At 53.5% G+C, this 13,654-nt stretch carries 5 protein-coding genes and 1 pseudogene; 3 read left to right on the forward strand and 3 right to left on the reverse strand.

Annotated features, from left to right (window positions below):
• Window positions 1-395: 395 nt before the first annotated feature.
• Window positions 396-746 (forward strand): helix-turn-helix domain-containing protein, encoded by a 351-nt coding sequence (locus SH678x_RS13930; RefSeq protein WP_496919067.1) that lies wholly within the window; start codon window positions 396-398, stop codon window positions 744-746.
• Window positions 747-1,036: 290 nt separating this feature from the next.
• Window positions 1,037-1,783: a hypothetical protein gene (locus tag SH678x_RS13935; RefSeq protein ID WP_496919068.1), complete on the forward strand. Its 747-nt coding sequence runs from the start codon at window positions 1,037-1,039 to the stop codon at window positions 1,781-1,783.
• A 603-nt stretch (window positions 1,784-2,386) separates the two neighbouring features.
• Here SH678x_RS13935 and SH678x_RS13940 read toward each other — a convergent pair.
• The 3 genes and pseudogenes from SH678x_RS13940 to SH678x_RS13950 form a co-directional block, all read right to left on the reverse strand.
• The gene (locus SH678x_RS13940) at window positions 2,387-11,473 is read right to left on the reverse strand and encodes a dockerin type I domain-containing protein (RefSeq protein WP_496919069.1); all 9,087 of its coding nucleotides are present in this window, start codon (window positions 11,471-11,473) and stop codon (window positions 2,387-2,389) included.
• Complete coding sequence (locus SH678x_RS13945; protein ID WP_496919070.1) at window positions 11,421-12,239, reverse strand: hypothetical protein; 819 nt, start codon at window positions 12,237-12,239, stop codon at window positions 11,421-11,423. Before SH678x_RS13945 ends, SH678x_RS13940 begins: the two co-directional genes overlap by 53 nt.
• A 528-nt stretch (window positions 12,240-12,767) precedes the next feature.
• A pseudogene (locus SH678x_RS13950) lies at window positions 12,768-13,118 on the reverse strand (IS3 family transposase); the annotation flags it as partial.
• 34 nt (window positions 13,119-13,152) lie between these two features.
• On the opposite strand from SH678x_RS13950, the gene SH678x_RS13955 reads away from it, so the two are divergent.
• The gene (locus SH678x_RS13955; protein ID WP_496919071.1) at window positions 13,153-13,497 is read left to right on the forward strand and encodes a hypothetical protein; all 345 of its coding nucleotides are present in this window, start codon (window positions 13,153-13,155) and stop codon (window positions 13,495-13,497) included.
• The last annotated feature ends 157 nt before the right edge of the window (window positions 13,498-13,654 follow it).

The raw sequence follows: 13,654 nt of genomic DNA on the forward strand, positions 1-13,654 counted from the left end.
AGCGGTTAACAGGGGATTCTGGCCAGTCTCTGCATTGCTTATTCGCTGCATTTATAGGGTATTCTAAATCGGCCTGGATACTTTATCCATCGCAAAAGTATCCAAAAGTATCCAAATCGGACCACGAAAAGTATCCATTTCCTAAGTGACAGACACGGTCAACTTTTATTGTGAAAAGCAATTGCGGCTACTTGGTTGTTTTTGCGGCCTAGTCATGTCGATCGCCGACGATTTGATTTCCTATTGCCGCTCGAACCGGACGGGCCAGGGAAAATCTCATCAAATCCGCTCGCGATTGCCGCGGTCGGACGTAGCGAGTTAAAATGAGTTCAATTCATACGGGAAATGTCGGATCAACAGATGGCAGATTCTCTGGCGGGCGGTAGGCAACTCAAATGAACTCGATAGAACATCGCGATGCTCGACAGTCGGGTCGAAGCCTATTCAATTCGGCCGTGTGGTCTTGCATCGCTCAGCGACTCTCTCTGTCCGAACGTGAACTTCAAATCGTGCAAGGCGTTTTCGACGACGCCCACCAGGATGCGATCGCCGAAGAGCTCGGAATTTCATCCCACACCGTACACACGCATCTTGAGCGACTCTATCACAAGCTGCACGTGACAAGTCGCGTCGAACTTGTCGTTCACATCGCCGAGTGCCATGTGCTTCTCTGTCAGGAACCCGACAGCCCAGTGCCGCCGCTCTGCCACCGCCGCACAACCGGTGAGTGTCCCCTAGGTAGCTGACGGCTGCGCAGCCGACTTTCTCCGCGCGTGCTTCGTGGCTAGAGTTACTGGTAGACCATTTATCTCCTCGCGACTTGACTGGATGGGAGGTGACAGCTGCTCAATTAAGCGGCTAAATCAGTAGACGCCCGTCTATCAGATACTTGAGGTAATTTCCAAAATCTCCCTCCCAGGAGTACCAGGAAGGGTCGGATTTTGGATCGCGGGTTTGATTGACCCTCGCCGAGTCTCTCCCTGCAAGGGAGGGGGATTTTGGAGTCGGCTCGAGTCACTGCAGGAGGGCAAATACCATGAAATACAAAACTTTGGCAATCGTATTGGTAGTCGGATGCGCGCTTTCTAACCAGGCCAATGCGGTCTTCATTTACAACGCGAACACGCAGATCCTCACCGACACGCAAGGTGCCCGCATGTGGCTGTTGCATGGCATTGGCTTTGCCTCCAGCTATCCTTATCCCGAGTTTGCCAACACGTGGATCGCGAACCTCAACCAACAGCAACAAGGGGGTTACGCCGATTGGCGGTTGCCGAGCGTGGCCAGCGGCGACCCGACCCCTCTCGCTTTGAGTGGTGACTTGGGCCAGCTCTTCACCGACTTGTCGGCAGCCTATCCTAACCGCGACGACTGGCCGTGGGGTTTGGGCTCCACTGTGTACGGGGGCAACCTCATTTTCACCGATCTGTATGCGGACGGCGGTCGCTACTGGGGAATGAGCTTTGGCAACGGCGGCTACCAGTCCCTCTACTGCGGCTTCGCTTACCCTTATGTCGGCGTAATGGCCGTGCATGAGTTTACAGGGTCTGGCTTGCCCGGGGACTTCGACGATGATGGCGATGTCAGCGGCTACGACTTTCTGCTGTGGCAACGCGGCGAATCACCAAATCCGCTCAGCGCGACTGATCTCGCTGACTGGCAGAATACCTATGGAGCACAACAACAGCCACCAGCCACGACCAGCGTGCCCGAACCGGCTACGGCAACGATGCTGCTCTTGGCAGCGGCAGGAATTTACCAGCAGCGAAGGCGAAGTATATAAATCTTACACCCACAATGTGCCTGGAGTCCGACGAGAACATTTCAAGCATTCGAGTAGTTGTGCGTGCGGCTTGCAAGAGTGCGGGTGACGCCGACTTGGGAGACGGCTTGCGGCGATCGGGCAGCAACGGCTTGATTTCCGTGTCCTGATCTGAACATTCCGGATGCGTACTCAACTCGGTTCACCTCATGTGGAACGACAACAGTGACTTAGGCAACTCGCTCATGAGATTGAGCGTCGGCTTGGGCTGCTGTTGTGGTTAAAGCAACCCCGTGTGGGGAAACTCGTTTTTCCTGCGTCTGATAGCCTGCAACCTCGGCGCGCGGCTCTATTGGATCGGAACTCCCGTAGAATTGGCAAACGCGCACTAGTCTCCGAGTCGTCTCACCTCAATCGATGGATTCGTCGAGAGTTCGCGGTCGCACGTCAATATTAGCCAGTCGTGGTTTGTGTTCACTAGGTTCGGTGCCGACCATTCTTGGCTCGTAGATTGCCAGGGCATGCAACGCGTGTCCCATGCCGCCACGGTGCAGGTTGTCGACGGCGCGATTGGAGAGTAATCGTTCGGGGAAATGTCACAAATACAAATACTGAGAAATATCGCTAAATCAGCATCTGCTCGAGCTCGGCGAATGCTTCATCGGTTGCTAAATCGTCCCTGCTCAATTCACTCCTCGCCTCATCATCAAGCATCCACTGATGGTCTGCGTCATCATCAGTTCCTGATGAGTTCAATGGTTCGCTAAGAGCCTCATCTATAGCGAGAAACCCCTCAGACATTGAATCATCAACGAAGTAATCCTCGGTCACGAGAAACTGCTGAGGTAAGTCGATCCAGAATGAGGAAATCGTTTCCCAAGACTCACTGACTGCTGCGTCGCTGCTCGTGGCCAAATTGGATATCATCGCGGATTCTTCTTCCAACACAGCTAGCGAAGCGACAACCAATGAGCCACTCGTGCCATATTCCGCTTGCCACTCCGACAGAGCTGCGGCAGTGGAATTGCCACGTTGCCATGCCAACCAATCACGGCCATCCACATCCGAATCACCATCTAAGTCGGCAGTGAGAAAAGATGACGAATCCAAGTAAGCGTTAGACCAAACAGTTAAGTCAGCACTGTTAACGACCCCGTCGCCGTTGCCGTCGGCGGCCATATTTTGGCTTGTCCCGACACTGCGCTGCCACATTAGGAAGTCTCGGCCACTGATGCCACCGTCACCGTTGTAATCCCCTTCAATATTTTGATTGTCAATCAACTGGGCCGCCACGGGAGGATCAAAATTCCCAATGATCGGCATTGCAAAGTCATCGCCAAACTCGGCATAACGGTCAGCGCCAAACGGCACTGGTGTGAACGGATGATTCAGCTTGTTAACCGTATTGGCCACGCCACCCACCGTGATTATATCCCCCACGCCAGGCAAGACAGGCAACGCATTCGTCAAAACAATTTGGCCGGTAGCCGCATTGAACGATTGCACCGTACGCACGACGCTTACATTGATACCGGTTGTAAACTCCAACAATTCGCCTGGTGCGATTTGCTTGCCAATCAATGAGGCCGCTGTAAACTGAGTCGTGCTTGTGACGGCTGTTAAACTCGCGCGCAGCCGATCTGAGATCAGGAAATACCATTCCGATTTCAATTGTGGAGTAGCGGCGGAATTGCGGGGGACCCACAGCCCAATATCATCGATGCCATCTTGATCCATATCTGCGGCGACAGGTTTATCCAAGACTCCCGGGAATCCCCAGACGATTTGTGTGCTGCTGTTGGGGCTGAGATTGAAACCGAAAGAAAAAACATTGTTATTGAAAACAGCAAAGTCATCCGTGCCATTGCCGTCAAAGTCACCCACGATCGGTGTGCCCAAGAGATTGCCCGTGAGAACAGTGTCGATGATGTAGTCGTGATTGGTATCGATGGCCCATCGACCGGAATGATACAAGCCGATTTCATCGCCATTGGCATTGTTATTATCGAAATTGCCTGCGATGGGAACCGCCGCCGAAATATTGAAATTGGCAATCCCGGTCTGATTGACAATCAGATCGTTGACGCCATCGGGATCTCCGTTGCCGTAGACAACTCCATCGCTATCGAAGTCGATGAGCCACTGAAAAACGCCAGCGTAATTGCCATAGGTTGCGAACTGATCGAAGAATCTTGCGTTGGGAGTGTTAGTGCCAATTGCCGTGAACCGACCGGACACGAGCAAATCATGTGGGCTTTGATTCCCGGGAATTGCACTGCCGTTCTCGAAGGCATCCATCGTGAATGAGATATCGACATTTACTGCGTCAAGGCTTGTTTCATCATTGGCTGGATCCCAGAAGGAATTGCCGTTGATATCGACCGAGATATTCTGTGACACAAACGTGCCGATTTCTGGTCGTGAATCGACGGTGAAACGAGCGACAAAATCGCCACCGGGAACATCATCGCCTGTCGGGAAAACGGGATCTTCCAAAGGTTGCACAGCATTGGTCTCACCGTCGAGCTTATTGCCGGCGGGGTCAACCAGTGCGTCGAGAATTTTGAGAGTGTAGCGATCGTCGGGGAGCGGTGCGGCGAAGGTGAGCGTGATCGATCCCGTAGCGGGTTGACCGTTAGCTGCGGGGAATGGAGCCGGTGTCCAGACAATGCTTTGAATCACGATTTGTCCGACATGATCGCCAACGACGGAGTAATTACCAAGATTCTCGGCAATGTTTTCGACCAAGGCTTGATACAAGAAATTCGGATCGACGTTGCTGCGATTTGGCAGGTCGCGGACATTGATCGTAAGCGAATTGACAAGAGGCGTAAAACCGTTTGTCGCGGGCTTAGGATCAAACAAATCGAAGCCTGGGAACCCCGGAATCTGAACACCGGTGATCTGCGGGCCCTGCGTATCGATGAAGATATTCAACAGAGCAGCGTTCGCGGCAGGTGTGATGTTGCCAGCGGTATCCTCGGCAGTTAGGAAGATCCTCCGCAAACCATCGTATCGTCCCAATGCGGTCACGATATCACTACGGTTCATATCGATATTCGACGTAAACGTCCATTGGCCGAACGGAGTTTGGTTGGTGCCATTGGGAATGGCAACGCTCATGCCCAAGAACAAGTCCGTCGCCAGATCGAGGGTATTGTTATTATTCATATCCACGTATAGACGAACCGTGGAATTGGCTTCGGCCGTTCCCCAGAATTGCGGCGTCGTATCGTTGGTCACCCGATCACTGCGCGAATTGATATTCTGATTGTCGTCGAAGTTGTTTGGTGTCTGCACGCCACCCGGCACGAAGCTGTCACTATCGGGGTGCAGGCCATCGTTCACGATCGCCGCATCGCCAAACGAAACTGGTGGTGGAACAGTATCAACGTCGATCTCGAGCGAAACGCTGCGTGGGCCCCAAGCCGTTTGGGTTGGGCTTGCAGGATCGACGATCTGAACGCGGGCGCTCAAGAAATGGCTGCCATTGCTCAAAGCAAATGAGGTCAGCGCATTCCCTGGACCGTTCAGGGCATCGACATCAAAGTCGAACACGTAGATGCCATCTGCCAATTTGCGAGCAAATCCGATGGGCACTTGAGGTAAAGAATCAGGATTTTCTGGATTAGAATCGCCGTTGTCGAAAATCGCCACACGATAGCCAGCCGTTCCGGCGGGTGGAGTGGCCAATTGGCCCGTGATAAATGGGATCGGAATCACATCATCGGGAGGCGAATCTGGTGTCGCATTGCCAGGCAGATCCTGCAGGAAGATTGCATCATCCAACCGGAAGAAGACCAGCGGTGTGTTATCGCGAGTGTAATTGTCCAGTTGCGAAGTGCCCGTGTCGTGCGATTCGATCTGGAATGAATCTCCCACGGCAGGAGTAGCGATAAGCACACCTGCTTGAACCGTGAAATTGCCATTGGCACCGACGTAATCATTGATACGCACACGACGGCCGATGTTGGCTCCACTCAAAAAGACCAAGTCTTTGCCATTGTAGAAATCATTTACCGTTGATAGTCCCGCGCCACCACTAAACTGTGTCGTGGATGTCGAACCGTCAATCGTGCTCGCGTCGATGACATCCGCAAGTTCGAGGTCATACGGCACGGGCGGAGCTTCATTCAGTATTGTCAGATCGTAGCCATTGACCACGGGGCCAGTCGCCCCGAATACTTGCAAGTAATATGACTGCCCGGCAACCGCAGGGATGCGTACACGTGCATCGGGATCACTATCGGTCACTCCGAATCCAGTAATGACAGTTCCATCAGAGTCGAGCACTTGAATGTTAATGTTCCCTCCCGCGGGCAGGAGCGCCGCATTAAACATGCGAAAGAAAACTTGGAAATCAAGGATCCCCGTTTTTTGTGCCACGACGCGGAAGTAATCCTGATCGGCAGGAACAAAGCGACCTTCACTGAATATTGCGAGGTCAGTGATGTTGATCACACTCCCCGACCCCAAATAGGCCGCATTGGCACGGGTTTCATTGCCTTCATAGCGATCGGGACCAAGTTGCAGCAGCCCAGGATTTCCCGTATTAGCGTCGGCATTGGGATCGACAATTGGGCTGACAGTTTCCAAGTCGACGTAGGAAATATCAGGCATGGCCGTCCCATTTCGGAAGACGCGTATGCGCCCTTGGTTAGGCACGAGGCTCTGATACTGCACCACAAAGTCGGTGGCAGCGTTGAATTGCGTGACATCGGAGACAGGCGAATTTGCGTTAGCACGCGTAATCGCTGACGCTACAACAAGGCTATCACTCGCACTGGGCGCGCCACCATCAACGTTAATTGCCAAGCCGTTGCCAGCTGCCGGCGCGGGAACAACCACGATGGTATCATTACCCAGACGCGACTTCACGGTCACGGTTTCAACGGTTGCCCCAAGTACGACTGGTGCGAGAACAGTGCCCGAAACATTCTCGACATCAACCCGGCGATTGGGGGCATCGACCGTCATAACGTCGTGATTGTTCGTGCCTTGAACAATCACTTCGTCGGCTGTATCGGCCAACAGATTCACAGTGAACACGCTCGTCGACAGGTCCGAGAAGTTGAAAACCGTATTCAAACCATCGAGCGTGAACGTACCAGCTTCCGCACCCGTCGGAGTATAGGTAAGAATATCGTCGGATGCCGTGCCATTCACAGTGAGTGCGGAGTTTTCGGCATCGATGTTCACAGTTTCAATGCCAGTGAAGGCAACGGCACCAGAACCGGCCTGCGCGATGGTCAAGGCTTCAAGGTTGGTCGTAATCGCCGCGCCCGATCCATTGAAATTCAAAATATCGCTTGCCGACGGATTGCCGCCATCGATTCGAATTCCAGGATCATTACCAAGATTAGCAAACGGATGATTGCCAGCGACATTGAATGTGTCGTCGCCATCCAAACCCAACAGTGTTATACCCGCCACGCCCGCCGTGTTGATTGGCAATGTACGAAACACACCGAATACGGATGTCTCAATTCGTAACTGGCCCGCGCTCGTGACACTGAAAATGTCGTTGGCACTTGTGCCATTCAGCTGCAGGTGATCGGTTCGTCCGCCACCAGCGTCGACAAACGAGATCGTGTTCGCCGTGCCACCCAGATTGGAAAACGACAGTGGCAAAAACGCCGTAAACTGGCCCGCACCACTTTGATCGGTGCCGGTAATCGTTCCCGCATCCGTCGATGTGCCTGGCGTGTAGACAACGTCATCGAGACCCGTAGGCGTGGTGTAGGTCAGGCTGTCGCCACCACCCAAGCCTACGATTTTCAAATGCTCGGTCGTCGCAACAGTCACAGGGACTGGCTGCGCGCCCGTGATTCGTGCGCCACTGGACGTGAGCTGATCGACAACGATGGCATTGGCTGCGGTGGTACCATTCACAATGACCGTGTCGCTCGCCGTGGGATCATTGCCGTTGACAGTGATCGATGCCAAGTTGGTGGGTGTGCTTGAGTTATTGAGGCTGATCTCGTCACTACCCGATCCCCCATTGAGAGTCAAATTCTGCTTTCCCGCGAACTCAATTGACTCGTGATCGTCGATAGTGACCAAACCATTTGCGGCAACGGAACCTTGAGTGTAGCCAATCGCGTTGGCAGCACCGTTTCCGTTGACAACTAGCGTAGCCGCCGGAATGAGGTCGACCACCGGCTCCAGACTGATGAAATCGATCACTTGATTCGGCAACGTTCCGACACCATCGTCGTCATGACGCAGCTGACCGTTGCCAACAATCGGTCCTGGCGTGTAGGTAACTGTTTCGACAGCCTCGGTCGGAGTTCCTTCCAGACGAATCTGGTCGAAGCCAGTGCCACCATCGAACAAGATGCGACCGTTGCGCCAAATGCGTCGACCCGCGACGTTGACCAACATTGTGTCGTCGCCGGCACCGGCAAAAACGTTTACTTGCGTGATACCCGAAGTAAAGCCCGTCGCCGCGGCAGGTGTTTGGAAGTTAAATACGTCGTTGCCAGCATCGAGATCAAAGTTCACCGTGCGAATGCCGGTAATGGTCCTCACCTGGTAAACGATCGCGTTCGTGGCATTGTCGCGAACTTCGACCAACGGATTAGCTATATCCATCGCCGCATCGAAATCCACTTCAAATCGGTCATCGCCACTTGTCTGTGGCGTATTTGGGTTAGTGCCGCGCAGCGTGATCACGTCATTGTCAGTGTTCGAACCATCATCGTCGAGAATTTGGATGGCCGTGTTGGCCGTGTAGCTGATCGCCACGATCGGCGTATTAAATGCTTGATTCGTGACACGCAGTTCGCCGTTATCGGGCCCTGACGGCTGTACGAGAATGTTTTCCGATGCGCTACCTCCACCACCCAATCCAAACGCGGTGTGATAGATCAACAGATCCTGCTCACCATCCTGACCAGCGGGATTGCCTTCGTTGAAGAACACATCGATTCCCCAACCCTGTGGTGTGTTGTCAGCATACGGCGTGATGTCGAGGGTATCGATGTCGTTACCAGCACTTGGCGTGAGCGCCTCGTCGTCGCCAAGAACATTCAAAAATTGAACGCTATTAAACTGGAGCTTGAATTTGCTAGCAAAAGGAATGTTCGCATTGTCGTTAATCACAAGATCAAAAGCGCGAAATCCTGTGCCCACGACCTCAAAGTCATCCGCTTGATCGAGCGATGCATCATTGTTATCGCCAATGAGAATGACCTTTGTGGCACTAATTGGTGCCATGTTCTCGATGGAAGAATACGAAACAGGCAAAAATCCATCGCCGAAATCCATTGAAATAACTGGCGGGGTGGTGGCAGTCCCCTTCGTGGCCCACACTTTAACCTCGGCAAAAGGTGGAACTGCGTTGAGAATCGCCAATCGATCTCCATTCGGAGGCAAGATGCTTGTCGTCGCCGGGTCGGGATTGCCGCCGTTCACTTGGAACTTGTAATTGGTGCTGAGCGTTACTGATATGTCGTCGGCAATGTCGACCCCCGCGTTGTTCGGCGGATTGCCTTCGAAGCCCGAGTTGATCACCACGGCAGAGCTAATCTCAGGATTCGCTTGTGCGAAGTCGGTCGCGTTGTAGTTCACCGCTATGAGCGAATCGACGGTGGTGCGCGCCTCGGTGACAGCAATCACATCAAAGGAACCTGGCTGAGCGACCGCCGGGAGAATCTGGCCCGCTCCAAATCCAAACGGATTAAACGTCTTGCCATCGGACAGAGCGTTCGTGTTTTCTCCATAAACGAAGAGGCGATCGTTCGCGCCCCCCGCATCACTGACAGTCAAACCAGTGAGATTGGCGACGCTGTTGAGGTCGAGATCAGGTCGCACGCTTCCACCAGAAACACCCGGAATGCGTGTCGCAAAATTCTCGGGAGGTCCGTTGAACGGGCCACTCGCGTTGGATGTTGCGTTGTTGAACACAAGCCCGCGATTGGCCGAAATTGGTGCCGCAGTAATTAGGTCGTCACCCGCTGCCGTTCCCACCACCGTAACCGCATCGTTGTTGCCCTGTCCGTTGTAACGAATGGTTTCGAGGGTATCGACCGTGAGAGTTGAGCCTAAACCGGCGACTGTCGCACCACTACCATCGCCTGCACCCGTATAAGTCACGATGACATTCGGCGTAGCAAAACCAAAGTTGTCATTGATGCGGACAACGTCACGGCCACCACTGGCAGCATTGGTCTGCGTGTTGCCATGAAGCGCGAGCGCCACGGCAAAACCAGCACCATTAGTGAGATTTGCTTCAAAGGTGTCGTTACCCGCGTTGCCTGAGAAATCGTTCGTACCTGCAAGTAATGACGCACTGATATTAAAGGTATCATCACCGCTATTACCACGAATCGTGGTCGTCGCATTCGCGACGGTCGAGGTCACATTGATCGTGTCGGTCCCGGTTCCCGCATCAAGGTTAATGGATTCTGTTGTGGTGTATTGAACGCCACCAAAACCAGTACGATTGATGGAATTAAAAGTGACTGTGTAGGTATTGTTCGTGGCATCGTTCGTGTCGAAGACCCGTAGCGTATCATTGTCCGCACCACCATCGAAAGTGACTTGCGCCAACAGATTATCGAGGTTCTGTGCCGTCGGACTGAGATTGACTTCGTCGTTGCCGGTGTTGCCATTAACACTCCAAGGTGCGGCCGTCGTGGTGGAGGCAAAGTTTACGATGTCCACGCCCGCATTGCCGTTGATCGTGTTTGTGGGCGTGTTGTAGTTCGTGGCCAACGATGTCACATTCACCGTGTTCGCGACATTCGCAAGGTTGATGGTCAGCGAGCCCGAAGGAGTAGGAAAATCGACTGACTCACTTTGATTGGAATCAATTCTCGTCGTCGTTGCATTCACATTGGTGAGCGCGATATTTGTTGATGACGCCGCCGTAAAGTTGAACACGCGGTTGGCAACAACCAAGTTGTCGATAATCGGCTCCATTCCAAAATAACGGATCGTGTCGTTCGAGGGCGTGAAATCGTTAACGACAATTGTTCCATCGCTGTTATTTATAAATGTATGCGTCAGCTGGTTGACCGTACCCCCTTGCAAGACAATGCTGTCGCTCGTCGTCTGACCTCCGCCACGAAGATCCAAATTGACAAACGGTAAGGGATCGCTGGGATTTCCACCTGCAAAATCGACGGTAAAAATATCGTTACCATTACCCCCAACGAGTTCAACAAGATCGGCAGCGACTGAGTTGTAGCGAATCGTGCCTGAGATGCCAGCTAAACCAATTCGGCCAAGATTTGCGCCTGGAGAATCGATTGTCCAATTTCGATTGGTAGCATTCCCACTATTATCCACGAACAAGTCGTAATTACTGCTGTCCAAGGTAATAATATTGCCGAGCAGGCTACTGAGATTTCCTGCACCGGGGCTAGTCGCGTTTCTGCCTACAAAAATTCGATCGTCAGCGCCTAAATTGGTATCAACTGTGGTCGTAATGCCCGTCGGAGTGGCAAGGATTTGAACGGTGTCATTACCGTCGCCCATGTTGAAATTGATATCACCGCCAGAGATTGCCGAAGTCTGGATTGTAATGGTGTTGGTTCCGTCACCGGTGATACCAGGTGCAGTGAAGTTGCTGCCTACAGGAGCACTTACCTGTAAAGTCTGATTGGCCTGCCCTTGATTCAAAATCTGCATCGTGACTGTATCAGCGGCCGCATCACTCGTAACGATGAAATCGCCACCAACCAATGCTGCCGACAATGCCAACATCCGCCGATCTTCCAGCGACTCCACACCCAGCCGGCGGCCAAAGCCAGCCTACCAGAATCACGTCTGGAGCTACGACTTCGTGGCGGATCGGACGAGCGATGGCCGAGCCATGCGGATGGTGAACCAGGGAACCGACAGCACCACCACCTCCGGGAATAACTGGTGCATCAAGCGTTCCCGAAGTGCTGCTCTCAAATTGTGTGTACGAGACAAAAACACTGGAGCATTCAGAACAACAGAAATCGGCCCCGACACGGTAGGCAGGTTCGTAGTCGGGGTCTGCCCGATCAATGATGCCGAAGGGAACGGTGCCCGCTCCTCCAATACCGTTTTGCTGTTGAGCATGGGTCACATCAGCGTCGGTCGGTTGAAGATAGAGAAACTCTCCCCACACCCCAGTGCGATGCGCCCACCAAGGAGGGCAACACGGTTCACAACAGGTATCACCTGTACAATCGCAGCCTGAATAGAAGTTACAAGATTGAGGCTCAGCGGACATCTGTCCGTAGGTTGGCTCATTGTAAATGTCTATTGGCTGATTCTCATCGCTCGCTAGGACTATGCCCTGATGCCCTGTGCTCGGACGTGGCGCCACCCGACTACTGAAAGGATTCGCAGCAGCTTGCGAAGTAGTTGGCTGTTTTGATTGGCCAGCGTTTGAGAGCCCACGGCGCTGAGCGCTGCGGCCCTGGGCGGCGTTACTGGCCGACGTGGCTGATGCCACAACGGCAGCGGTTAGCAAAATGATTGCAAACTGTCTGTTCATTTGGTTCCCCCCAAAAAACATGGGTTCTTCGGCAATCTGCGCTACTGCGCCGGCTTGCCTTAGTTGATAAGTGGATAAGATTTGCGGGCTGGTAGAATTTTTCGGGAATTACCAGTAGTGAGGGTAAATCCAGTTATATCGCCAGGCACAAACCACCCAAGTCCCCCACTTTCACGCTGGTTCTATAGCAAGTTAGTCAATATACGCAGCCATTCGTGGCTCCCTGAACAGTAGCCAATGCTTGCAACCCTTCACCGCAAAACAGTGGCTATACGAGTTTCTACTTTGTTGCCGGCCAGTCTGATCTATCAAACTTTGCAAATCGTGATCGCAACTCTATTTACACACATTTTGAGCAGAATTCGACACATGAAGTCCGTGACGAACACATTCTCACGCAGCGCGTTGTGATATGATGCAGAATAATTAATGGCGGTTAATTTGTACCATCGTCGGCAATCGCAAGAGGAAACCCTACTTCCGTCTCCAGGTAGCTCAGATACTCTAGGCGTACCCACAGGCATCTCTCGGCACGCCCCGACGGACAAACAGGTCGCTCAGTCGCTCCAGCGCATCGTCGCTCTTGAGGCTACTCGCCACGTCGATGGTCAGGCATTCACGCGTGTGCTCGTCGATCAGGGTCAGCATCCGCATGGCTCGGCCATCGCTCGTACGGTCCGCCACGAAGCCGTAGCTCCAGACATAATCTGGATACGCTGGCCGCAGCCTGACACATGAACCATCTGCCAGTCACAGCCGCTTCCGTTTGGGCTGCTTCTGGGGGACTTTTAAGCCTTCCTGACGCCACAACCGCTCGACCCGCTTGTGGTTCACAAGCCATCCTTCCCCACGCAATAATGCCGTTACCCGGCGATAGCCGCTCTCTTTTCCAGATTCATACGGAGACACTGGAGTGTACGCTGAGATGCAACAGTGGACCGAAGTCCGTCGCCGGGTGCTGACCGGCGAATTATCGAAGCGCGCCGCCTGCCGCGAGTATGAGCTCAGCTGGCCGACGCTCGAGAAGATGCTCACGCATGCTGAGCCCCCCGGCTACCGGATGCGCCAGCCTCGCAAGAAGCGGAGGTTCGATCCCTTTTTACCGATCAACGCCGAACTCGAGCGACGTTGTCGGGCTGATTTCAACCGCACCCTGTATGGCAAGTCGGCCACGAAACAAGAGTTGCTCCTGGAAGAACACGCCGCGATGCGAGAGCTTCCCAGCCAGCCATTCGATGCCCAGCACCCACGCCACTAGGGGCGAGAGCGACACGTGTTCGATCTGTTGCCCTACTTGGCCTTCTTGGAGAAGAAGCCGGGAGGATTCAATCATGCGAGACCCCGGAAGACTGGGACCTGCCCGAGTGCTTTGGTACCCTCCGGCGACGGCTGGAGATCGAGCCCAACGGCCTTGG

It is taken from the genome of Bythopirellula superficialaquae, assembly GCF_059632245.1.

Coding starts and splice junctions, on each gene's coding strand:
- SH678x_RS13930 (WP_496919067.1), top strand. CDS start 396: ATGAACTCGATAGAACATCGCGATGCTCGACAGTCGGGTCGAAGCCTA.
- SH678x_RS13945 (WP_496919070.1), bottom strand. CDS start 12,239: ATGAACAGACAGTTTGCAATCATTTTGCTAACCGCTGCCGTTGTGGCA.
- SH678x_RS13940 (WP_496919069.1), bottom strand. CDS start 11,473: ATGTTGGCATTGTCGGCAGCATTGGTTGGTGGCGATTTCATCGTTACG.
- SH678x_RS13935 (WP_496919068.1), top strand. CDS start 1,037: ATGAAATACAAAACTTTGGCAATCGTATTGGTAGTCGGATGCGCGCTT.